Here is a 21,480-nt window from a genome sequence, read left to right as displayed (position 1 = left end):
GCCTCAGCGATCGATGCGTGCCGCCTGTTGCGGCGAATAGCGCTCGCCCTGCACGGCAATCGCCGAGACCGCGTTTTCGATGTTGGCAAGATCGTCCGCCGTCAGCGCAACAGCGGCCGATCCGATGTTCTCCTCGAGGCGATTGAGCTTCGTGGTGCCGGGGATCGGAACGATCCATGGTTTTTGCGCCAACAGCCAGGCGAGCGCCACCTGCGCGGGGGTCACCTTCTTCTGCGCCGCGATTGCGACGATCGCATCGACCAGCGCCTGGTTCGCCTTGCGGGCCTCTTCCGCGAAACGCGGCACGGTGTTGCGGAAGTCACTGCTGTCGAAGGTCGTGCTGGCATTGATGGCGCCGGTCAAAAAACCCTTGCCCAGCGGGCTGAAGGGCACAAAGCCGATCCCCAGTTCCTCAAGCACCGGCAGGATCGCCTCCTCAGGCTCACGCCACCACAGCGAGTATTCGCTTTGCAGTGCCGCGACCGGCTGCACCGCGTGGGCGCGCCGGATGGTGCGCACGCCCGCCTCGGAGAGGCCGAAATGCTTGACCTTGCCTTGGCTGATCAAGTCCTTCACCGCACCCGCCACCTCTTCGATCGGCACCACGGGATCGACGCGGTGCTGGTAGAGGAGGTCGATGCGGTCGGTCCTCAGCCGCTTGAGCGACGCCTCGACGACGTCGCGAATATGCTGCGGCCGGCTGTCCATGCCCTCATGTCCGGCTGTGCCGGCGATGTCGATGCCGAATTTGGTGGCGATCACCACCTGGTCGCGGATGGGCTGCAGAGCCTCACCGACGACCGCCTCGTTCGTGAACGGTCCATAGACCTCCGCCGTGTCGAAGAAGGTGATGCCGCGCTCGAACGCGGAGCGGATCAGGCGGACGGCTTCCGGCGTCTCCATCGGCTTCCCGTAGGACTGGCTGATCCCCATGCAGCCAAGGCCGATAGCCGAGACTTCGAGGTCGCTTGTTCCAAGTGTGCGCTTTTGCATCTCAATTCTCCTTTGGTGTAATCCGCACCGTGGCGGCGCGGGCGCGCGCCGCAACCATCGGCGCGAGATAGGGGCTGGCTGCGTATTTCGCCCTGTAGGCGTCATCGATGCGGTCATTGATGGCTCCCTCGACCGCCTCGAAGCTGACATCCCTGGTCACGCCGGCAGCAGCGATGCGGCCGGCCTTCTGCTTGATCGCGGCCTGATACCAGCGCGATTGCAAGCCGTTGTAGCCACGCACGTAAAGCGCGCCATCGGCAACGACCGACCAGATCCAGGTCGGCGTGCCCAAGGTCACCCCGTCATCGCGCAACGGTGAAATATGCAGATCGTCGGTTGCGGCGATCCTTGCGAGTTCATCCTTCGACCACGGCATTTCTCTATCCCTTCATCCCGGCATCGGCCTGCTCGAAAACCTTGCGGGCAATGCCGATCGCTGTGCTGGCCGCCGGCCATCCGGCGTAGAAGGCGAGATGGGTGATGGTTTCGATGAGTTCATCGCGGGAGACACCATTGTCGAGCGCCCGCTTCATATGGAAAGGCATCTCGTTGATCCGGTAGTTCGAGACCAGGCTGGTGACGGTGACGAGGCTGCGGTCACGCGGCGAAAGGCCGGGGCGCTTCCAGACATCGCCGAACAGCACCTCGTCGGTGTATTTGCCGAGCGCGGGCGCTATATCGGAGAATGGGCTTTTGGGGGCGTCTGTCATGAGAGCTTCCTTCGTTGAGGGATGTATCGGGAGATGGAGCCGGGAACCGCCGCGTCAAACCCCGTATTGTTCGTCGCTGACCTTCTCCATCCAGTCGACGACCTTGCCGTCGAGCGCTTCGGCAATGGCAAGGTGGCTCATCGCCGTGGTCGGCGCCGCGCCATGCCAGTGCTTTTCGCCGGGCGCGAACCAGACGATGTCGCCGGGGCGGATCGCCTCGACCGATCCACCTTCGCGCTGCACGAGGCCAGCGCCCGAGAGCACGATCAGCGTCTGGCCGAGCGGATGGGGTGTGCCAGGCGGTACGCGCACCGGGCTCGAAGGTCACCGTAGCGCCACCGACACGGGCAGGCTCTGTGCCCTTGAACGGCGCATCGATGCGCACCGTGCCGGTGAAGTAATCGGCGGGACCTTTTGCCGAAGGCTGCGAACCGCTGCGCTTGATATCCGTGGTCTTGTTCCTTCTCGATACAAGCAGGCGATGACCGACAATGTTCCAGCCACAATCTCAGGCTGGCGATTGTGACGGGACTTATCTAGCGCCTGCTATTGGCTGCGATTAGATGCTATATCCGGCATGTACTTATGAGGACTGCTCATCAATGCCGCGAGACAATCTGAACGAGCTGACCGCCTTCCTCGCTGTCGCGCGCGAAAAAAGCTTCACCCGGGCAGCGGCACAGCTCGGCGTGTCGCAATCGGCGCTCAGCCACACGGTGCGCGCGCTGGAGGAGCGGCTGGGCGTGCGGCTGCTCACCCGCACCACGCGCAGCGTGGCGCCTACGGAGGCCGGCGAGCGGCTGGTGCGCTCCGTCGGGCCAAGGCTCGACGAGATCGAGGCCGAACTCGCCGCGCTCAGCGCCTTGCGCGAAAAGCCAGCCGGCACTATTCGCATCACCGCCGGCGAGCATTCCGCCGACGCGGTGCTGTGGCCGGCGATCGGCCGGCTGCTGCCGGACTATCCCGACATCAAGGTGGAGATCATCGTCGACTACGGCCTGACCGACATCGTCGCCGAGCGCTACGACGCCGGCGTGCGGCTTGGCGAACAGGTGGCGCACGACATGATCGCGGTGCGCATCGGCCCGGACATGCGCATGGCGGTGGTCGGCGCGCCGGCCTATTTCGCCGGGCGGCCGAAGCCGCGCACGCCGCAGGATCTGACCACCCACAATTGCATCAATCTGCGCCTGCCGACTTACGGCGGGCTCTATGCCTGGGAATTCGAAAAGGCCGGGCGCGAACTGAAAGTACGCGTCGAGGGCCAGTTGACCTTCAACACGGCAGGGCTTCGCATGAATGCGGTGCTCGCCGGCCTCGGCCTTGCCTATCTGCCCGAAGACCAGGTGCGCGCGCATCTGGCCGACGGCCGGCTGGTGCGGGTGCTGGCCGACTGGTGCGCGCCCTTCCCCGGCTACCATCTCTACTACCCCAGCCGCCGCCAGACGACGCCGGCCTTCTCGCTGCTGGTCGATGCGCTGCGCTATCGCGATTGATCCATCTGGACTGCGCCCGCGGCCGTTCTATCTTCGCGATCGATCGTGATCTTTTCCAAGCACCGGAGCCATCGCCGTGACCGAAACCGACCTCTATCGTGGCTATATCGACTGCCTGAACAATCAGGATTGGCAAATGCTGCATCGCTTCGTCCATGACGAGGTGCACTACAACAGTGAGCGGGTCGGACTGTCAGGCTACCGCGCCATGCTGGAACGGGATTTCCGCGAAATTCCCGATCTCTATTTCGACGTCCAGTTGCTGATCTCCGAGCCACCATTCATCGCCAGCCGCATCCAGTTCAACTGCACGCCAAGAGGGACCTTCTTCGACCTGCCCATCAACGGCAAAAAAGTCTCCTTCAGCGAGAATGTGTTTTATGAATTTCTGAACGACCGGATCAGGAATGTCTGGTCCGTCATCGACAAGGCGGCGATCGCAGCGCAGCTCTGATTGCAGGTGCTATGAATACCTCCTTCTTGCACCTGGTGGTAAACTTGCCTACTTTGCGTAGTAGGAGAACACAGATGGCCAATGTCGAGAAAGTGAGCGTTGCCCTCACCCCTGAATTGGCAAGCATGGTGCGCGAGGTCGTTGCGGCGGGCGAATACGCCTCGGCGAGCGAAGTCATGCGTGAGGCGCTGCGCGAATGGAAATTTCGCCGGATGCAGCGTGATCAGGCTGTCGACGAATTGGGCCGGCTTTGGGATGAAGGCATGGCAAGCGGCAACGCCGTCGACGGTGGCGAAGCCTTCGCCCGGATCAAAAGCAAGCTCGATGCCAGGATTACCGAGCGCACGTCGCGATGACGCTGCGCCTACGGCCGGAAGCAGAAGCGGATATTGAAGCCATCGCGCTCTATATCGCCGAGGATAGTCCCTCGGCGGCACTGCGCTGGTATGACGAAATCCATGCCCATTGCCAGCGGATCGCCGACATGCCGGGAATGGGTGTTGCCCGGCCGGACGTGCGGCCGGGTTTGCGCACGTTCCCTGCAGGAAACTACCTGATCCTCTATCGCCAGATCGACGGCGGCGCGGAGATCGTGCGCGTGGTTCATGGCGCGCGCCGGTGGCAGGAATTGTTGTAGCCGGGATGGTCCTTCACTACGATCGTTCGTAAAAATCGATCATTCCAACCACAACAATTCGTTGGAAAGATCGGTTCAGGAATGACATTCTCCTGGGGTACTTGCCTGGAGAATTGTATTGTCTTCCCTGACCCACATCGCGAACGATATTCCGAAAAGCCTGATACCGGCCGATCTCGCCGCGGGCCGCAAGCGGCTCGATTCGGCGTGGAACGGCGTCATTCCGGGCATCGTGCTGGTGGCGATGATCACGGCCGTGGCCTTCTCGGCGCACAATGTCTCCGGCTTTGCGCTGTTCAGCCCGATGATCCTCGCCGTCGTCGCCGGCATGGTCTATTCCAACGTGCTCGGCACGCCCGCTCATGCCAAGGCCGGCATCGCCTTCTCGCAAAAGCGCCTGCTGCGCTTCGCCATCGTGCTGCTCGGCTTCCAGCTGACGCTCGGCCAGGTCGTTTCGATCGGCGCCAGTGGCGTCGGCATCGTGGCGGCGACGCTTGGCGCCACCTTCCTCTTCACCATCACGCTTGGCCGGCTGATCGGCGTCGACCGTAAGCTTGCGCAGCTGATTGCCGCCGGCACCTCGATCTGCGGCGCCTCGGCCATCGTCGCCACCAACATCGTCACCGATGCGCGCGACGAGGACGTCACCTATGCCGTCGCCTCGATCACTTTGTTCGGCACCGTCGCCATGCTCGGCTTCCCGCTGCTGGCGCCGTTGCTCGGCCTCGACCAGCACGCTTTCGGCCTGTGGGCCGGCGCCTCGATCCATGAGGTGGCGCAAGTCATCGGCGCCGGCTTCCAGAACGGCACCCAGTCCGGCGAGATCGCCACCGTGGCCAAGCTGACGCGCGTTGCCATGCTGGCGCCGATGGTCATCGCGCTCGGCCTGATGGCGCGCCGCAAGATGAGCAGCGACCAGTCAAGCGATCAATCTGGTGCCCGCCCGCCCATGCCATGGTTCGTCGCCGCTTTCGTCGCCGTCGTGGCGCTGAACAGCATGGTCACCGTGCCGGCCGAAGTGAAATCGGCGATGGCGCTCGCCACCACCATCATGCTGACCATGGGGCTCGCCGCCATGGGCCTGCAGGCCGACATTTCGCAGCTCCGCTCGCGCGGCCTGCGCCCGCTGGCGCTCGCCTTCTGCGCCTTCCTGTTCATCGGCAGCTTCAGCCTGATGCTGGTGAAGTTCGCCTAGTTTCACCTCGCTATAGCGGCCTTTTCATCACGTCGAACATGGTCCCGGACATCTCCACCCTGCCGACGGGGCGCCAGCCAAACTTGCTGCAGTAGGCAGTCAGCCACCGGCTGGCCGCATAGAGATGATGGCGCGGCCAATTAGCCCAGAGTTGACCGTGGCAAAAAGTCAGGCCCTAATCCGGACTTCGGAACTTAGTCGGAGGCTACCATGCAGAGCTTGTCCAAGTTGCTTTGTTTCATATCCGGCATGCTGGTGGCCGGCGTCGTACATGCTGGGCAAGCGGAACAGGCCTATAAAAGAGGAGATTACGCAGCGGCTGTCGAGTTGTGGAACCTCCTGGCTAAGGCCGGTGATCCCCAAGCTCAGGACAATCTTGGCACTGCTTACGCTGAGGGGCACGGTGTCACACAGGATTACGCGCAAGCTGCCGCTTGGTACCGCAAGGCAGCGGACCAGGGTGATGCCCAGGCTGAGCATAATCTCGGCTATGCTTATGACTGTGGATTAGGCGTCAGGCAGGACTATACCGAAGCTGCAATTTGGTATCGCAAAGCTGCCGATCAAGGATTAGCGGTTGCTCAAACCAATCTCGGGTTACTGTACAGAGATGGAAGGGGCGTTCCGCAGGACTATTTACAATCCGCCGCGTGGCTACGGAAGGCCGCCGATCAAGGAACGGCTGTTGCCCAATACTTTCTGGGCCTGGCTTATGCCAAAGGTCTGGGTGTCGCCCAGGATTATACCGACGCAGTCGCATGGTATCGCAAAGGGGCGGAGCAGGGAAACGCCCTGGCGCAGCATGATCTTGGTGTAGCCTATGCAGAGGGTCTTGGCGTTACTCTTGACTATGCCCAAGCCGTCTCCTGGCTCCAAAAGGCTGCGGACCAGGGGAATGCAGGTGCTCAGTACGACCTTGGGGTTTCGTACTACAAGGGGCTAGGGGTACATCTAGACTATGTGCAGGCTGTTGCCTGGCTGCGGAAGTCTGCCGACCAAGGGTACGCTAAAGCCGAGAATAGCCTTGGAGTGGCATACCTCGATGGACGTGGTGTGAAGCAGGATACTGCCCAAGCTCTCATTTTGATTCGCAAGGCTGCTGACCAAGGAGATACCACCGCCAAGGCCAATCTTATCAAGTTGGACCCGCCGGCAAAAAAGGCTTGAGATTCGCTATTTCCTGGAATTTCGGCGCTCAAAACTGGCGGGCACGGCCTGCCAGAGCTATGGCCATCCGCCAACCCTCGCCGGTCAGGGGGCGGACTAATCCTCGAACGAACTCGCTGCGGCATAGATCGCCGCCAGCGTCTCGATGCCCGCCTGGTCGGCCTTGTCGAAGCGGCCGGGCAGCGGACTGTCGAGATCGAGTACGCCGAAGACGCCTTCATCGTCTTCGAGCAGCACGACGAGTTCCGAGCGGGAATCGGCGTCGCAGGCGATGTGGCCGGGGAAATCGTGCACGTCCTTGATCAGCATCGAGGTGCCAAGTTCGACCGCCGTTCCGCACACACCCTTGCCGACCGCGATACGCACGCAGGCCGGCTTGCCCTGGAACGGCCCGAGCACCAGTTCCTCGTCCGAGGCGAGGAAATAGAAGCCGGCCCAGTTGAGGTCGGGCACCATCTGGAAGATCAGCGCAGCCGTGTTGGCGGCATTGGCGATCGAGTCGCCCTCGCCGTCGAGCAGCGCCTTCAGTTGCGTGGCAAGGTCGCGGTAGAACGCGGCCTTGTCTGACGTATCGATGGCCTTGGCCGCAAACATGGCTTGTCTCCGTGTTCAGAATCGCGGTTGCGTTTCAGCAAGCTCTCTGCACCAAACGACCACCTGACGATACTAGCTTGAATTCCAGTCGCCGCGAAAGTCGGAAGAACATGCCCTGTCCGACATCAGGCAGCACGGCATCGAACCGTGCTGCCTTGATCAAGAAGGCAAGTCCATCAGCCGGCGGGTTTGTACGCGCCGGCAGCCTTCTTGGCGGCCGCGAGCACTGCCTTCATGTCGAGTTCTTCCAGTACAACCATCTCGGTCAGCGATCCGCTCGCTCGCACCGCAAGGGACATGCCAATCCCCGCTGACTGGTCCGGCACCTCGCCATTGACAACGACGTCATAGATGCCGCGCGTGAACATCACGCTGGTCACCTTGCCGCCAACGCTTTCAAAAAGCGCCTTCACCGCAGCCTGCCTGTCCGAGCCTTGCATCAATCCTTTGGCGGCATGAGGCGCATAATTTGCCAAGATAGTCACTTTCATGGGTATTTCCTCCAAATGTCATTGTCTCGTGCTGCTCCATAATTCGAGCGGCACGGAGCGATTTATTTTTCGGAACAATTGCAGGCGCCCTGGGACGCGTTGGCGGCCAAGGGCGCACTGCGGGATGAATATGCGCTGAAGCTAATATAATGACAATACCGGACACACCGTCCGCTTCTCGCGATCGGAAGGGACAGCTCGCCAGCGCTATTTCAGAGGCAGAAAGAGCTCAACGACCACTTCGTGCAGCGGCCCTTCCGCCACGAGGGACAGATGTCGTTGGCAATAGACCGGGAAGTCGCGCACTTCCTCGCCGCTGGCCGGAAGCCATTCACGATAAAGGTACAGTGCCGCGGGTTCGAGATTGTTGGTGTTGCCGGGGTAGCGCAGCACCGCGCAGCGTCCGCCGGGGATCACGCCGGCCTTCATCTGTGCGTCATTCTCATCGATCGGCTGGTCGGTGCCGACACAAATGTCCATGCTGTAATCGGCCGGGACCGCCGGCTCCCGTTCGGAACGGAAGATGTTGAAGGTCGGGCTTGTCTGCGGCGACAGGCCGTGGGCTTTGCGCCAGGCGATAAACCGCTGAATGGTGTCCTGGAGCGTCGCCCGGTCGCCGCGATGCTCCATGATGGCCACCGGCGTTGGCGGCACATCGCGGATCATCACGTCGTTATGGTCGAAGATTATCTGCATGAGCGTGTTCCTTGCTTTGTCGAAAGGCCCGAAGGCCATGAGCCACGCTCCCCAGTCGGGAGATTTCCGGAACGACGAAGGCGATTGTCCGAACCGTTGCCGAAAAGCGCGGGCGAAGGCATCCGGTGCGTCGTAACCGGCATCCATCGCTATATCGGTGACGCTTTCGGCGTCGCTTCCGGCAAGCCTGTACGAAGCGCGCTTCAAGCGGGCGAGCTGGACATAGCGATGCACGGACACCCCGAAGGTTGAGGTGAACTGCCGGTGGAAATGGTATTTCGAGAACGCCGCGACGCCGCTCAACGCTTCCAGATCCAGATCGTCATCCAGATGCTGGTCTATGTGGTCCAGCACCCGCTGCATCCTGGCATGGTAGTTTTCAAGCGCCGCCTTCAACGTCTCTTCTCCGTGGCAACACCAGATAGGCGCTCCCGCACATGTCCCGCTCGACCGATCTTGCGGTTTGACACGCGCACTCTTACAGGCAGGCCGTCCGCGCCACATGTCGATCATCGGCGCGTGCTGAATGGCATCTTCTGGCTGATTCGATCCGGCGCGCCGAGGCCGTCCGCAAGGCGGCCGGCGGCATCATGACCGAGATGGGCCATTCGCCGGTCCATGCCATGATCGACCAGCGCATGGTGGACCGTGGCGCCGGTTTTCGCCACACTATCGGGTGACGGAGGCCCACGATGGATGCAGGCGGTCGGCATCGTCAATGACCACGCCGCCGGCTGCTTCCGGCGGGTGGAGGTTGCGCGTTGATCGCGGCGGCGTTGATCGCGGTGGAGCCAGTCGCCTACATCGGGCGCTTGGGCTCGCTCTTTGGTGGCGTTGCCGTGTCTGAATCCGATTTCTTGTGCTTGTCGGCGGCAATCCTGCGGATGCGGTCGAAGCGGCTTTCCTCGGTTTTTTCGGTCGTGACGACCGTCTCTGGCTTCTGCACGAACGTGATCATGGATCCGTCTCCTGGGCTAGAGGCCTGCGCGCCGGGAGAAATCCCCCGGCGGTAGTCCCGGCACTTAGAGCCGGCGTAGGGTCAGGCCGAGTCGAAAACGGTGGTTTCCGAGAACCGGAGCGGAACGTACTTTTGGGTACGTGAGCTCAGTTCTACTGCGACGCAGTAGAACGGGGAAGCGCAGGAAACCGCCGTTTGCAGGCCGGCCTCACCTGAATCGTTAGTAGCCGCCCATGCCGCCGCCGCCACCACCCACAGGTGCGGCATCCTTGGCCGGGATGTCGGTGATCATCGCTTCGGCGGTGATCAGAAGTGCTGCGATCGAGCCGGCGTCCTGCAGTGCGGTGCGCACGACCTTCGCCGGATCGACGATACCGGCCTTGATCATGTCGACATAGGTCTCGTTCTGGGCGTCAAAGCCCTGATTGTGATCCTTGCTGTCGGTGAGCTTGCCGACGACGATCGAGCCTTCGACGCCGGAATTCTCGGCGATCTGGCGGATCGGGGCTTCGAGCGCGCGCAGCACGATCGAGATACCTGCCGTCACATCGTCATTGGCGCCGGTCAGGCCGGCAAGCGCCGATCTGGCACGCAGCAGGGCGACGCCGCCGCCGGGCACGATGCCTTCCTCGACCGCCGCACGCGTTGCGTTCAGCGCGTCGTCGATGCGGTCCTTCTTTTCCTTCACTTCCGACTCGGTGACGCCGCCGACGCGGATGACGGCAACGCCGCCCGACAGCTTGGCCAGCCGCTCCTGCAGCTTTTCCTTGTCGTAGTCGGAGGTGGTCTCCTCGATCTGACCCTTGATCTGGGCGACGCGCGCGTGGATCGTCGCCTTGGTGCCGGCGCCGTCGATGATCGTGGTGGTGTCCTTCTCGATCAGCACGCGCTTGGCGCGGCCGAGCATCTCGATGGTGACGTTTTCGAGCTTGATGCCGAGATCCTCGGAAATCATCTGGCCCGCGGTCAGCACGGCGATGTCTTCCAGCATCGCCTTGCGGCGGTCGCCGAAGCCCGGCGCCTTGACGGCCGCGACCTTGAGGCCGCCGCGCAATTTGTTGACGACCAGCGTGGCCAGAGCCTCGCCTTCGACGTCCTCGGAGATGATCAGCAGCGGCCTGCCGCTCTGCACCACCGCTTCGAGGATCGGCAGCATCGCCTGCAGATTGCCGAGCTTCTTCTCGTGGATGAGGACGTAGGGCTCTTCCAGTTCGACGCGCATCTTGTCGGCATTGGTGACGAAATATGGGCTGAGATAGCCGCGGTCGAACTGCATGCCCTCGACGACATCGAGCTCGGTTTCGGCGGTCTTGGCTTCCTCGACGGTGATGACGCCGTCATTGCCGACCTTGTCCATCGCCTTGGCGATCATTTCGCCGACGGTCGCGTCGCCGTTGGCGGCGATGGTGCCGACCTGGGCGATCTCGGCCGACGACTTGACCTTCTTGGCCTTCGACTTGATTTCCCCGACGACGGCGGCAACCGCCTGGTCGATGCCGCGCTTCAAGTCCATCGGATTCATGCCGGCGGCAACCAGCTTGGCGCCTTCGCGCAGGATCGAGGCGGCCAACACCGTGGCGGTGGTGGTGCCGTCACCGGCGAGGTCGTTGGTCTTCGAGGCCACTTCGCGCACCATCTGCGCGCCCATGTTCTCGAACTTGTCGGCAAGCTCGATCTCCTTGGCGACGGTGACGCCGTCCTTGGTGATGCGCGGCGCGCCATAGGCCTTGTCGATGATGACGTTGCGGCCCTTGGGGCCGAGCGTGACCTTCACCGCATTGGTGAGGATCTCGACGCCGCGCAGCATGCGGTCACGCGCGTCGGTGGCGAATTTGATTTCCTTGGCAGACATGATTTTTATCCAGTTCGGTTGATGAAGGCAGAGCCTCCATGATCAATCTCTGAGCGTCCTTGCGCGTCCCGAAGGACACGCAGGCGCGCTGATCAGGCAGCCTTCTTGGCGGCCACGGTCTTGGCGGCGACAGTCTTGGCGGCCACGGTCTTCTCGGGCGCTGCCTCGCTCTTGTCGATGACGCCCATAATGTCGGCTTCCTTCATGATCAGAAGGTCCTCGCCGTCGATCTTGACCTCGGTGCCCGACCATTTGCCGAACAGGATCAGGTCGCCCGCCTTGACGTCGAGCGGAAGAAGCGCGCCATTTTCGTCGCGTGCGCCGGGGCCGACGGCGATGACTTCGCCTTGCTGCGGCTTTTCCTTGGCATTGTCGGGAATGATGATGCCGCCTTTGGATTTGATATCGCCTTCGGCGCGCCGGATGACGACGCGGTCGTGGAGTGGCCGAAACTTCATGAAAACTTCTTTCTGGGGCCGGCTTAGGCGGCCGCTTCCCCCATATAGGCGCTTTGGCACTCGATAGATAGGAGTGCCAAAAATTATTCGCGGGCTCGATGAAATATCGAAAAGTATTATTTCGGCCGGCGATTTCATGATATCGCCAATGGCATAAATAATTCAAAAAATTGAATTTTGCCGGTCGAGTGCCTATTTATCGGACAAGTTCACTTTCACGATTTCAAACGCAAGGGAGATTTGTTCGATGGCCGAAGGCAATCAGACGATCATGGAAAAAGCTGAAGCCCGCTTTGTCGACAAGCAGAAGAAGACGGCCGAGCGCAACAAGGCAACCGCCGAGTACATGTCCGAGGCCAAGGCCAGGGAGATCAAGACGGCGAAGCTCAGGATTTTGCGACTGGCCAAGGAAGAGGCCGACCGGGTCGCCGAAGCCCTGAACCCGACGCCGAAGAAGAAGCGCGCGACCAAGAAGGCCGCCACAACGGAGGTCAAGACATGAGCCTCACTTTCCCCAACCGCAGCCGCAGCTATGACGAAGCCGGCAAGCGCATCCGTTTCGTCGGCCATGACGGCATGTTCCAGATTTCCTTCTCGGTCGCCGCCGACGCAATGACAAGGATGCAGCCGGCAACCGCAGCCAACGAGGCAGGTTACCTCGCCACGTTCGACACGCAGAGCAGCGCCATCCGCGACGTGGCGTCGAAGGCCTACGACCGCACCCGCAAGAGCATGTATGTGCTCACGGCCGCCGACTTCGGCTGAACAGCCCAATGCACGTCGCTCAAAAGTGACCCCGGTTTTGAGACAACGACATGCATAGAAACAAAGATTAAACCTCGATGCCCTCGATCATCGTGCGTATCTTCGCGGCCTTTTCGAAATGATCGAGGCGGTGGGTTCTGATCCACCATTCCGCTGCTTCCATCAGCAGTTCGGGGTCGTCATTCCTGTTGGCGAAAAACGCGTAGAACGACACGCCGACGGCAGGCCCTTTCTCGGCGATCTTGCGGTCGCAGACCTCCAGTATCTTTTGCCTCAGGCTCGCTCTCACGGGAATCCTCTGGTTTTGGTTCGGCGGGGTCTTGGCCCGCCCTTCGAGCCGGCAGCCGGAACGTTCAATCCTTGCGCTCTGCCCTCTCCCGGCGCCTGACGTCGCGCACATTCATCTGCACGACCATGTCCTCGGCCTCGCGCGGGCTCATGCCGACCATGACTTTTTGCCTGACCACGGCTGGCTGGCCGGTGAAGACATCGACTATGGTCCAGCTCTGGGGAAGCTCCATGCGCAGTGTGTAGCGATTGGCCATGCTGGCTTACCTCAGCCATGCATCATGAAAAACACCGCACCCAGGACCAGCATCGTCCAGGCAATCACCGACAGCTTCAGCACCATGCCGCCATGCGCGGCCAGAAACTCCCGCAAGCGCGGCACGATGCCTGCCGAAGAGGCCGGCGCGGCCAGAACAGCCACACGTGCCTTGACACCAAGTTTTCCAAAGACCGGCAGCAGTGACGGTTCACGCACGAAATAACCTCGAATGTCGGGGAAAATCGGAGCGAGCATGCTCGCACCCTTGCATAGCACTCTTTTCGCGAGCGCCCTGCATGCCAAATGCAAATAGGCAGCTTTAACGTCGGCCCTACGCCTTCATGGCCGGAGCCGCGCAAATCGGCTGCGATAAGAGGTCCGGCGCAGGTTTACCGCTCTATGATTTTTGGAGGCCTCGCCTCGGGATCGAACCGAGGCTTCAGAGATTTGCCGTCTCCAGCGTAGCCGCTCCGCCACGAGGCCATTGCCGTTGACCTAACGGGGAAATGCTTGCGGAAAAGTTAAGCCCGAAGTCTGTTCTGTCGACACTTTGCGAAATGCCGCTGCGCGTCCTCATGGCAACGCCTTTTCGGAGCGCAGTGCCTCACCGGCCGAGGATGGAATCCAGCATGGGAAGGCTGACGATCGAGGCCATGGCGATGAGGCCATAACAGGCCAAGCGAAAGCCGCGTTCGCTCGTGCGTCCGAACAGGCGCGAGCCGAGATAGAGACCAAGTCCATAGAACGGGCCCGTCACCAGCGCCAGGCCAAGAACGGGCAGCGTGATCAGCCCACCGGCCAGGTAACTCACGGCGGTCAGCGCGCTCGACAGGGCGAAATACAAGACGATGTTGGCGCGCACGACCTCGCCATTGCCACCCCCGCCAAGCCAATAGGCCACGACCGGCGGACCGCCGACCTGGGCAGCGCCGGAGAAGAAGCCGGCGAGCCCGCCGACGCCGACCGTCAGCGGCGTCGCCGGGCGGCCATGGTAGCGCCAGCCCGACATCAACAGCCCAAGCAGCAGCACCACCAGAGCCACGATGCCCCAGCGCAGTGTGAGCGGGTCCATGCGCGTCAGCGCATAGGTGCCGAGCGGGACGCCAACCAGCGCGCCAAGCGTCATCGTGCCGACGCTCGGCCGGTCGGCCAGCAGCCAGCCGCGCGGCAGCAGGCCAAGGGCGGCGACCGCGTCGATGATCAGCAGCAGCGGCGCCGTCGATTGCGGCCCGATGATCGAGCTCGCCAGCGGCATGAAGATCAAGGCCGCGCCAAAGCCGGAAAACCCGCGCGCCAGGCCGGCGATGAAAGCGACGGCCAGAAGGAACAGCACAGCGCCCTCGGAATGGCCTGACATGGACAGATCGGCCATGCTCATGTCCGATCGGAGCCGCGGCCGGGCTGCCTTGGCGCCTGCCGGCGGTGACATTGATAAGTGTGGTCTTCGGGGCGGATCACATCGTCTCTCCGATGATGGACACAGCGACCTTAACGCAGCATTCTCGCAGCTTCAGCCGAAAGATTGCCGGATAGAGCTGCAAAAATGCACGACATCGACTGGAACGACCTGCGCTATGTGCTGGCATTGAAGCACGAGGGCTCCTTTGCCGCTGCCGGTCGCCGGCTGGGGCTTGATCCGACGACGGTGGCGAGGCGCCTGCGGGCGATCGAGCGCGCGCTCGGCGTACGCCTGTTCGAACGCGGCGCGGAAGGCGAAATGCGGCCGACGCACGCCGGCGAGGTCGCGGCCAGCCGGGCGGAAGCGGTGGAGGCCGAGATCGGCGGGCTGACGCTCGCGGTCAAGGGCGCCGACAGCGACATCAGCGGCACGGTGCGGGTCACCGCCGTGCCGATCCTGATCAACCGGGTGCTGATCCCCGCTGTCTCAGACCTTGTCGCCCGCCATCCAGGATTGCGGCTGGAACTGGTCGCCGACCCCAGCGATGTCAGCCTGACCCGCCGCGAGGCGGACATTGCGCTGCGGCTTGCGCGGCCCGGTACGGAATCTGGCAGCAGGATCATCGCCAGGCGCATCGGCACGCTCGCCTATGCCGCCTATGCGGCGAGCCACGTCCCGGCAACCAATTTGCCTGGGCAGGCCACGGACCTGCCCTGGCTGACCTATGAGGACGGCATGGCGTACCTGCCGCAGGCGCGCTGGATCGCCGGCGTTTCCCGCAAGGATGGTCATGCGCCACTTGTCGTCAACGATGCCGAACCGCTGCTGCAGGCGATCCTGGCCGGCCTTGGCCGCTCGGTGCTGCCCTGCATTGTCGCCGATCACATGACAGGGCTTGCGCGCCTGCCGGAGGACGGCCATCCCCTCCCCGCGCGCGAATTGTGGCTGCTGACGCATCCCGATCTTCGCCACCTCGCCCGGATCGCGGCGGTCACCGCCTGGATCGAAGCAACGATCCAGCGGCTCGAGGGCAGGAGCGACTAGTCTTCACGCCGCAGCACTCCGGCCTTTCGCACCGGCTTCCGCCTTGAAGATGCGGAACGTGTTACGCCCCGCCGCCTTGGCGGCATAAAGCGCGGTGTCGGCCTGCGCGAACAGTTCGCAAGGCGAGCCCGCCCCGGCAAACGCAATACCGACCGAGGCGCCCAGCCGCAGCGACTGGCCGCGGATCGCGACCGGCTTGCCCATCCTCTCGATGATGTCGCGCGCCACACCGGAGACAGCGCCCCGGTCGAGATGCACTCCGAGCAGCACCGCGAACTCGTCGCCGCCGACGCGCGCCACCAGATCCGCCTCACCGCAGCCGCCGGCAAGGCGCTCGGCCGCGGCCTTCAGGCATTCGTCGCCGACGACATGGCCGAACGTGTCATTGACCGCCTTGAAGCCGTCGAGGTCGATCAACAGCAGCGCACCGAGCGGGCGCCCCTCGTCGGCATGCGCCAGCCGCGCCTGGAATCGGGCGCGGTTGGCAAGCCCGGTCATGGCGTCGAATTCGGCGAGATGGCGCATCCGGTCCGACAGGATCTTTTCCTCGGTGATGTCCTGCTTCATGCCGAAAATGCGCACCGGCACACCTTCCTCGCACTCGACGGTCGCGGTGATACGGATCCAGCGGCTGTGTCCGGCGAAAGTGGTGATCTCGGCGTCGAGCGTGAAGCCGCTGCGCTCGGCGATCGCGCGACCGCGCAAACTGTCCAGCGCCTTGCGCGACTCCGCCGGATAGCACTTGACGATTTCCGAGCGATCGAGGACCGAGCCGCGCGGCAGGTCGAACAGATCATAGACCACATCGGTCCAGTGCAATTGTTCGCCGGGCAGGCTGCATTCCCACACGCCGATGCGCGCGGCCACCGACGCGCGGTCGAAGATCTTGCGGCTGTGCGCCAGCGAAACCTCTTGCCTGGCGATCAGTGCCGCCTGTGTTGCCACTTGCCGTTTGAGTTTGGCGACGGTGGCGGCATCGCGACGGCGCTCGTCGGCGCTGTCGTGTCCCGCCCGCTTGCCGGGCTGCGAGGCCGGGCCTTTCGGAACGTATGGCGTATCGGGCATGGCGGAATTCCTGGCGGGGGGCCACCATGGCGCAACAGGCCTTAAGACTTCGCTGACAATCCGTGGGTTCCTCGCCCCCGTGAACGGCTACGCTGTGCACACATCTTTTGTGATTTGCGTGACTGACTGGCCCGCGGCTTGATTGCCACGTGGTTCCCCCAATCCGTCGCTGCTTTGCAGCGCCACCTTCCCCCTCCGGAGGGAAAGGAAGGGAGCTTTGCTTGACGAGCGTTGACGGCAAAAAGCTTGGCGCCTTTCCTCTACCCCGTCGATCGGGGGAGAGGTGGCTCGGCGAAGCCGAGACGGAGTGGGGGTCGACCAGCGCCGCATAAGCCAATGCATGGCCAAACTCCTATGCACGCTATCGCCAAAGACCAGCTGCTTGGAAATGTGTGCATGCCGTAGCCATGTCCGTTGGGGCGAGGAACCAGCCTCAGCCCTTTCTCTTCCCACCGACAGACCTTCGCCACTTTTCCCCTTGAACGCTCCCCCAATCTGGCCTAGCCTGACTTGAGAAAAGGTTTTTCCAAACAGCTTCGATCGGGCTCGGCCATTGGCCGGGCCTTACTCCGACCTGTAAGAGAAAACCTTTTCCCAACTAAGGATTCCTCGGCGCGATGGCATCAGAGCCTGTCCCGGTCTTTCCAAAGCCTGTCACCTTGCGTGACGTGGCGGCGCAGGCCGGCGTCAGCGTCGCCACCGCGTCGAAGGCGCTCAACGACCAGGGGCGCATGACCGCCGAGACGCGCGAGCGCATCCGCGAGACGGCGCGCAGCCTGGGTTTCCGGCCCAACAGCCTGGCGCAGAGCCTCCTTCGGCGCCGCTCCTTCACCGTCGGGCTGCTCACCAACGACACCTATGGCCGCTTCTCGCTGCCGCTGATGTCGGGCATTTCGGACGCGTTGGTCGACAATGGCGTCTCGGTGTTCCTGTGCAATGTCGAGGAGGATCCGCGCCTTGGCCAGCTGCATGTCGACGCCATGCTCGACAAGCGCGTCGACGGCATCATCGCCACCGGCAAGCGCATCGACCGCCATCTGCCTGTCGATCTCAGCAATCTGCGGGTGCCGGTGATCTATGCCTTCACCCAGCCCGATCCCGACGCCGTCGCCTTCGTCTCCGACGATGCCGGCGGCGCGCGGCTGGCGGTCGAGCATTTCTGCCGGCTCGGCCGCAAGCGCATCGCCCATGTCAGCGGGCCGGCGAGCTTTGCCGTGGTTCATGCCCGTGCCCAGGCCTACCGCGACGTGCTCGCCGAAAACGGCTTGCCGGTGACCGAACCGCTGCTCGGCTCCTGGTCGGAAGCCTGGGGGCATGAAGCGGTTTCGCGCCTGTTCGACGGCGTGGGAGAAAAACCGGACGCCGTCTTCTGCGGTAACGACCAGATCGCGCGCGGCGCCATCGATGCCTTGCGCGAACGCGGCCTCAACGTTCCCCGCGATGTCGGCGTCATCGGCTTCGACAATTGGGAGATCGTCGCCGAGGCGACGCGCCCGCCGCTGACCTCGGTCGACATGAACCTTGTCGCCCTCGGGCGCGAGGCCGGGCTGACCCTGCTTTCACTGGTCGGCGGCCAGCCCGCCGCGCCGGGCATTCGAAAACTGCCGTGCCGGCTGGTGGTGCGGCATTCCTGCGGCCATCCGCTGGATGGCTGAAAACGAAAGCGCCGCGTGATCGGCGCCAAGCCGCGGATAGCGGCCAACCTTGGAGGAGGAGAAGATGAGGAACCTGATTGCCAAACTGGCCTTGACCGCTGCCGTGCTGGGCAGCGGCCTCGGCGCTGCCGCCGCCGACACCGCCAACATCTGGGTGCGTGCCGACGGCTCGAACTTCATGCCGAAGATCGTCGACGCCTACAACAAGGCGCACAAGGACCAGATCAAGCTCGACATCATCCCCAATGCCGAGATCATCCCGAAATATGGCGCGGCCGCCGCCGGCGGCACGGCGCCCGACGCGCTGTCGCTCGACCTGATCTACACCCCGTCCTTCGCCGCCTCCGGCCAGTTGGAGGACATCACCGACTGGGCGAAGTCCCTGCCCTATTTCGCCAGCCTGTCGCCGGCGCATGTCAAGACCGGCACCTACAAGGACCACATTTACGGCCTGCCTTTCTCGGCCGATGCCTCGGTGCTGATCTGGAACAAGAAGCTGTTCAAGCAGGCTGGCCTCGACCCTGAAAAAGGCCCGGCCAACTGGGCCGAGATCGCTGCCGATGCCGAAAAGGTCAATGCACTTGGCGGCAACATCAAGGGCTTCTACTTCTCCGGCAATTGCGGCGGCTGCAACATCTTCACCTTCACCCCGCTGATCTGGGCCTCGGGCGGCGATATCCTCTCGGAAGACGGTTCCAAGGCGACGCTGGACAGCCCGCAATTGCGAGGCGCCATCGACCTCTACCGCTCGATGGTCAAGAAGGACCTGGTGCCGGCTGGCGCGCAGACCGACACCGGCGCCAATTTCTTTGCCGCCTTTGCCGCCGGCAATATCGGCATCTCGCCATCAGGCGCCTTCGCCATCGGCGCGCTCAACACGCAATACCCGAATGTCGACTACGGCGTCACCTTCCTGCCGGGCAAGGATGGCGGCTGGTCGTCCTTTGCCGGCGGCGACAATTTCGTCGTCACCAAGGGCACCAAGAAACTCGCCGTGGTGAAGGAGTTCCTGGACTTCGCCTATTCGCTCGAAGGCCAAACCATCCTCGCCAAGTATGGCAGCCTGCCCGTGCGCGGCGACATCGCCAAGGATGCGCTCAAGGATCTCGATCCGCGCTACCAGATCGCCGCCGAAGCCATGGCCAAGGGCAAGACGCCCTATTCGGTGGTGTTCAACGATCTGATCAACTCCGCCAACGGCCCGTGGACGCAGATGATCAACGAGGTCTTCTTCGGCGACGACGTCGATGGCGCCATCGCCAATGCCCAGGAGACCATGCAGTCGATCATCGACCAGGCGCCGCAGAAGTAGCGGCCGCCTGCCGGCCGCCCGCCTGTCTCCCTGGGCGGGTGGCCGGCGCGCTCCTTACCCTCCCCCTTGTGGGGAGGGTCGCTGCGAAGCAGCGGGGTGGGGGTCTGCGCCAGCCCCCCACCCGGACCTGCGGTCCGACCTCCCCACAAGGGGGAGGTAGGGCGGCCAACTGGATGCGACGCAAGTACAGGCAAGCCATGACCGCCATCACCGCCAGCACCACCGCCCCGCCCCGCGCGCGAAAACACGTCGGCGCCGGGCGCCGGCAGTGGATCGGCCTGCTCTATGTCGCGCCGGCAGTCGCGCTGGTCATGGTGTTCTTCGTCATCCCGCTCGGCATGACGGCATGGATGTCGCTGCACAACTGGCCGCTGATGGGCGAGCATTCCTTCATCGGCCTCGACAATTATGTCGCCATCCTGCGCGACACCCGGTTCTGGAACGCGCTCAAATTCACCGGCTACTACACGGTGATCGTCACCATCGCGATCTTCGCCGTCGCCTTTCCCCTGGCGATCTTCATCGAAAAACCGCGACCGCTGACCAACCTCTACCGCACCTTCTTCTTCATGCCGGCGGTGGTCGGCTTCGCCTCGGCGAGCCTGCTCTGGTCCTGGCTGCTCAACGTCGATTCCGGCCTGTTCAGCCCGGCCGCCTATGACCTTGGCCTGATCGACAAGAAGTTCAACCTGCTCGCCACCTTCCAGCCGGCCTTCTGGTCGATCATCGCCATGGTGGTGTGGAAGGTCGCGGGCTTCACCATGATCATCCTGATGACCGGCCTGCAATCGATCCCGCAGGACCTGCAGGAGGCCGCCGTCATCGACGGCGCCGGCCCGTTCGCCAGGTTCCGGGCAATCACTTTGCCGCTGATGCGCCGCACGCTGGCGCTGGCGCTGATCCTGTCGGTCGCCGGCTCGATCCTCGCCTTCGACCAGTTCTACATCATCCTGCGCGGCGGCCCGCGCAACCAGACGCTGACGGCGGTCTACTGGATCTTCAACCAGTCCTTCGTGTCGTTCAAGCTCGGCTATGGCGCGGCACTCTCCATGGTGCTGCTGGTCATCCTGGTGGCGCTCAGCCTCATCCAGCTCTGGCTGTTGCGCAAGCCCGAGGGCGTCGACTGATGGCGCAGGCTATATCAGCCAGAGGCAAGCTCGCCGCCCGCTTCGCCGGGCACTCCACCGGCATCATCGCCTCGGTGCTGTTCGTGGCGCCGATCGTGTGGACGGTGCTGTCGGCCTTCAAGCCGGCGGCCGAAGCGCGCCTGCCGCCGCTGCCGCCCTGGCCGACCACGGGCTTCTCGCTCGAGAACTACGCCACGCTCAACTCCTTTGGCGACGGGCTGTGGGCCTCGGCGCAAAACAGCATCTACGTCTCTGTCATGACCGTCATTCTGTCGGTCATCGTCAGCGTGCTCGCCGGCTACGGCTTCTCGCGCTTCCGCTTTCCGTTCAAGGACCTGTTCTTCGTCCTCATCCTGTCGACGATCATGATCCCGTTCCAGTCGATCCTGACGCCGATCTTCCTGGTGCTGACCAAGCTTGGCCTGCACAACACGCTGACCGGCCTGGTCGGCGTCTATGTGACGCTGCAATTGCCGTTCTCGATCTTCATGATGCGCAACGCCTTCGACGCCGTGCCGCGCGAGATCGAGGAGGCCGCCCGCATGGACGGCGCCAGCAACGTCACCATGCTTTTGAAGGTGATGCTGCCGCTGGTCTGGCCGGGCGTCGTCACCATCGCGCTGTTTGCCTTTCTCGGCGCCTGGAACGAGTTCCTCGCCGCCCTGGTGCTGATGACCGACCAGTCCAAATTCACCCTGCCGGTGATGATGACGGCGCTGCAGTCTGGCCGCTTCGGCGCCATCGACTGGGGCGCCGTGCAGGCGGGCGTCACCGTGATGATGGTGCCGTGCCTCATCCTGTTCCTCGCGCTGCAGCGCTTCTACATCCGCGGCCTGATGGCCGGGGCCGTCAAGTAATCGACAAA

Annotated in this window: 27 protein-coding genes, 1 tRNA gene and 1 pseudogene; 13 read left to right on the top strand and 16 right to left on the bottom strand. The window is 63.2% G+C overall.

The features are described from left to right. Positions 1 to 3: 3 nt before the first annotated feature. The 4 genes and pseudogenes from AC56QX_RS15710 to AC56QX_RS15695 all read right to left on the bottom strand — a co-directional run bounded on the left by AC56QX_RS15710 (position 4) and on the right by AC56QX_RS15695 (position 2,181). Positions 4 to 993 carry an aldo/keto reductase gene (locus AC56QX_RS15710; RefSeq protein ID WP_497117178.1) on the bottom strand — a complete coding sequence of 330 codons (990 nt, stop codon included), beginning with the start codon at positions 991 to 993 and terminating at the stop codon, positions 4 to 6. A gap of 1 nt (position 994) precedes the next feature. Further along, the gene (locus AC56QX_RS15705; protein ID WP_497117175.1) at positions 995 to 1,369 is read right to left on the bottom strand and encodes a DUF2255 family protein; all 375 of its coding nucleotides are present in this window, start codon (positions 1,367 to 1,369) and stop codon (positions 995 to 997) included. 4 nt (positions 1,370 to 1,373) lie between these two features. Continuing rightward, positions 1,374 to 1,703: a carboxymuconolactone decarboxylase family protein gene (locus AC56QX_RS15700; protein ID WP_497117174.1), complete on the bottom strand. Its 330-nt coding sequence runs from the start codon at positions 1,701 to 1,703 to the stop codon at positions 1,374 to 1,376. A 54-nt stretch (positions 1,704 to 1,757) separates the two neighbouring features. Continuing rightward, positions 1,758 to 2,181: pseudogene (locus AC56QX_RS15695) on the bottom strand ((R)-mandelonitrile lyase). Positions 2,182 to 2,305: 124 nt separating this feature from the next. Between AC56QX_RS15695 and AC56QX_RS15690 the strand changes: the two are divergent. From AC56QX_RS15690 to AC56QX_RS15665, 6 genes are all read left to right on the top strand, one after another. Further along, a complete protein-coding gene (locus AC56QX_RS15690) occupies positions 2,306 to 3,199 on the top strand; it encodes a LysR family transcriptional regulator (protein WP_497117172.1) in 894 nt (297 codons plus the stop codon). A gap of 76 nt (positions 3,200 to 3,275) precedes the next feature. Continuing rightward, positions 3,276 to 3,653, top strand: coding sequence for an ester cyclase (locus tag AC56QX_RS15685; RefSeq protein WP_497117171.1), 378 nt, complete (start codon positions 3,276 to 3,278; stop codon positions 3,651 to 3,653). A gap of 74 nt (positions 3,654 to 3,727) precedes the next feature. Then, positions 3,728 to 4,009, top strand: coding sequence for a type II toxin-antitoxin system ParD family antitoxin (locus tag AC56QX_RS15680; RefSeq protein WP_497117169.1), 282 nt, complete (start codon positions 3,728 to 3,730; stop codon positions 4,007 to 4,009). After that, complete coding sequence (locus AC56QX_RS15675) at positions 4,006 to 4,290, top strand: type II toxin-antitoxin system RelE/ParE family toxin (RefSeq protein WP_497117167.1); 285 nt, start codon at positions 4,006 to 4,008, stop codon at positions 4,288 to 4,290. The genes AC56QX_RS15680 and AC56QX_RS15675 overlap by 4 nt, the downstream gene beginning before the upstream one ends. 118 nt (positions 4,291 to 4,408) lie before the next feature. Beyond that, a complete protein-coding gene (locus AC56QX_RS15670) occupies positions 4,409 to 5,485 on the top strand; it encodes a YeiH family protein (RefSeq protein ID WP_497117166.1) in 1,077 nt (358 codons plus the stop codon). Positions 5,486 to 5,695: 210 nt separating this feature from the next. Next, positions 5,696 to 6,652 (top strand): SEL1-like repeat protein, encoded by a 957-nt coding sequence (locus tag AC56QX_RS15665; RefSeq protein ID WP_497117165.1) that lies wholly within the window; start codon positions 5,696 to 5,698, stop codon positions 6,650 to 6,652. A gap of 96 nt (positions 6,653 to 6,748) precedes the next feature. Here AC56QX_RS15665 and AC56QX_RS15660 read toward each other — a convergent pair whose 3' ends face one another. The 6 genes from AC56QX_RS15660 to AC56QX_RS15635 form a co-directional block, all read right to left on the bottom strand. Then, complete coding sequence (locus tag AC56QX_RS15660; RefSeq protein ID WP_497117164.1) at positions 6,749 to 7,246, bottom strand: GAF domain-containing protein; 498 nt, start codon at positions 7,244 to 7,246, stop codon at positions 6,749 to 6,751. Between the two features lie 176 nt (positions 7,247 to 7,422). Beyond that, on the bottom strand, positions 7,423 to 7,752 hold the full coding sequence (locus AC56QX_RS15655; protein ID WP_497117163.1) for a GYD domain-containing protein: 330 nt from the start codon (positions 7,750 to 7,752) through the stop codon (positions 7,423 to 7,425). A 192-nt stretch (positions 7,753 to 7,944) separates the two neighbouring features. Next, positions 7,945 to 8,829: an AraC family transcriptional regulator gene (locus AC56QX_RS15650; RefSeq protein WP_497117161.1), complete on the bottom strand. Its 885-nt coding sequence runs from the start codon at positions 8,827 to 8,829 to the stop codon at positions 7,945 to 7,947. A 403-nt stretch (positions 8,830 to 9,232) separates the two neighbouring features. Further along, the gene (locus AC56QX_RS15645) at positions 9,233 to 9,391 is read right to left on the bottom strand and encodes a hypothetical protein (protein ID WP_258582335.1); all 159 of its coding nucleotides are present in this window, start codon (positions 9,389 to 9,391) and stop codon (positions 9,233 to 9,235) included. Positions 9,392 to 9,611: 220 nt separating this feature from the next. After that, positions 9,612 to 11,243 carry a chaperonin GroEL gene (groL, locus tag AC56QX_RS15640; protein WP_497117159.1) on the bottom strand — a complete coding sequence of 544 codons (1,632 nt, stop codon included), beginning with the start codon at positions 11,241 to 11,243 and terminating at the stop codon, positions 9,612 to 9,614. 92 nt (positions 11,244 to 11,335) lie between these two features. Continuing rightward, the gene (locus AC56QX_RS15635) at positions 11,336 to 11,701 is read right to left on the bottom strand and encodes a co-chaperone GroES (protein WP_497117157.1); all 366 of its coding nucleotides are present in this window, start codon (positions 11,699 to 11,701) and stop codon (positions 11,336 to 11,338) included. Positions 11,702 to 11,948: 247 nt separating this feature from the next. Here AC56QX_RS15635 and AC56QX_RS15630 point away from each other — a divergent pair, with 247 nt between their 5' ends. After that, complete coding sequence (locus AC56QX_RS15630) at positions 11,949 to 12,203, top strand: hypothetical protein (protein ID WP_258582332.1); 255 nt, start codon at positions 11,949 to 11,951, stop codon at positions 12,201 to 12,203. Continuing rightward, positions 12,200 to 12,466, top strand: a complete 267-nt coding sequence (locus tag AC56QX_RS15625; RefSeq protein WP_027059776.1) for a DUF1488 family protein — start codon at positions 12,200 to 12,202, stop codon at positions 12,464 to 12,466. Before AC56QX_RS15630 ends, AC56QX_RS15625 begins: the two co-directional genes overlap by 4 nt. Positions 12,467 to 12,533: 67 nt before the next feature. On the opposite strand, the gene AC56QX_RS15620 is transcribed toward AC56QX_RS15625, so the two are convergent. From AC56QX_RS15620 to AC56QX_RS15600, 5 genes are all read right to left on the bottom strand, one after another. Continuing rightward, on the bottom strand, positions 12,534 to 12,755 hold the full coding sequence (locus AC56QX_RS15620; RefSeq protein ID WP_475459149.1) for a DUF6500 family protein: 222 nt from the start codon (positions 12,753 to 12,755) through the stop codon (positions 12,534 to 12,536). 64 nt (positions 12,756 to 12,819) lie between these two features. Next, positions 12,820 to 13,011: a hypothetical protein gene (locus tag AC56QX_RS15615; RefSeq protein WP_091584990.1), complete on the bottom strand. Its 192-nt coding sequence runs from the start codon at positions 13,009 to 13,011 to the stop codon at positions 12,820 to 12,822. A gap of 11 nt (positions 13,012 to 13,022) precedes the next feature. Continuing rightward, the gene (locus tag AC56QX_RS15610) at positions 13,023 to 13,268 is read right to left on the bottom strand and encodes a hypothetical protein (protein ID WP_497117154.1); all 246 of its coding nucleotides are present in this window, start codon (positions 13,266 to 13,268) and stop codon (positions 13,023 to 13,025) included. Between the two features lie 152 nt (positions 13,269 to 13,420). Then, positions 13,421 to 13,496: transfer RNA gene (locus tag AC56QX_RS15605), tRNA-Cys, on the bottom strand. Positions 13,497 to 13,617: 121 nt separating this feature from the next. Continuing rightward, positions 13,618 to 14,385 (bottom strand): sulfite exporter TauE/SafE family protein, encoded by a 768-nt coding sequence (locus AC56QX_RS15600; protein ID WP_497117153.1) that lies wholly within the window; start codon positions 14,383 to 14,385, stop codon positions 13,618 to 13,620. Positions 14,386 to 14,556: 171 nt separating this feature from the next. Between AC56QX_RS15600 and AC56QX_RS15595 the strand changes: the two genes are divergently transcribed. Next, on the top strand, positions 14,557 to 15,456 hold the full coding sequence (locus AC56QX_RS15595) for a LysR family transcriptional regulator (protein ID WP_497117151.1): 900 nt from the start codon (positions 14,557 to 14,559) through the stop codon (positions 15,454 to 15,456). A 3-nt stretch (positions 15,457 to 15,459) separates the two neighbouring features. Here the strand turns inward: AC56QX_RS15595 and AC56QX_RS15590 are convergent, their stop codons facing one another. Continuing rightward, positions 15,460 to 16,521 (bottom strand): diguanylate cyclase domain-containing protein, encoded by a 1,062-nt coding sequence (locus AC56QX_RS15590; RefSeq protein ID WP_497117149.1) that lies wholly within the window; start codon positions 16,519 to 16,521, stop codon positions 15,460 to 15,462. 617 nt (positions 16,522 to 17,138) lie between these two features. Here AC56QX_RS15590 and AC56QX_RS15585 point away from each other — a divergent pair. The 4 genes from AC56QX_RS15585 to AC56QX_RS15570 all read left to right on the top strand — a co-directional run bounded on the left by AC56QX_RS15585 (position 17,139) and on the right by AC56QX_RS15570 (position 21,472). Further along, on the top strand, positions 17,139 to 18,176 hold the full coding sequence (locus AC56QX_RS15585; protein ID WP_497117147.1) for a LacI family DNA-binding transcriptional regulator: 1,038 nt from the start codon (positions 17,139 to 17,141) through the stop codon (positions 18,174 to 18,176). Positions 18,177 to 18,240: 64 nt separating this feature from the next. Then, complete coding sequence (locus AC56QX_RS15580) at positions 18,241 to 19,488, top strand: ABC transporter substrate-binding protein (RefSeq protein WP_497117145.1); 1,248 nt, start codon at positions 18,241 to 18,243, stop codon at positions 19,486 to 19,488. 197 nt (positions 19,489 to 19,685) lie between these two features. Continuing rightward, positions 19,686 to 20,615, top strand: coding sequence for a carbohydrate ABC transporter permease (locus AC56QX_RS15575; RefSeq protein WP_497117144.1), 930 nt, complete (start codon positions 19,686 to 19,688; stop codon positions 20,613 to 20,615). Continuing rightward, positions 20,615 to 21,472, top strand: coding sequence for a carbohydrate ABC transporter permease (locus AC56QX_RS15570; protein ID WP_497117142.1), 858 nt, complete (start codon positions 20,615 to 20,617; stop codon positions 21,470 to 21,472). The genes AC56QX_RS15575 and AC56QX_RS15570 overlap by 1 nt, the downstream gene beginning before the upstream one ends. The last annotated feature ends 8 nt before the right edge of the window (positions 21,473 to 21,480 follow it).

This window comes from Mesorhizobium sp. RCAM 06353 (assembly GCF_059683585.1).
The sequence above is the reverse complement of the archived record's forward strand: the minus strand, read 5'-3'. Positions and strand labels throughout refer to the sequence as shown.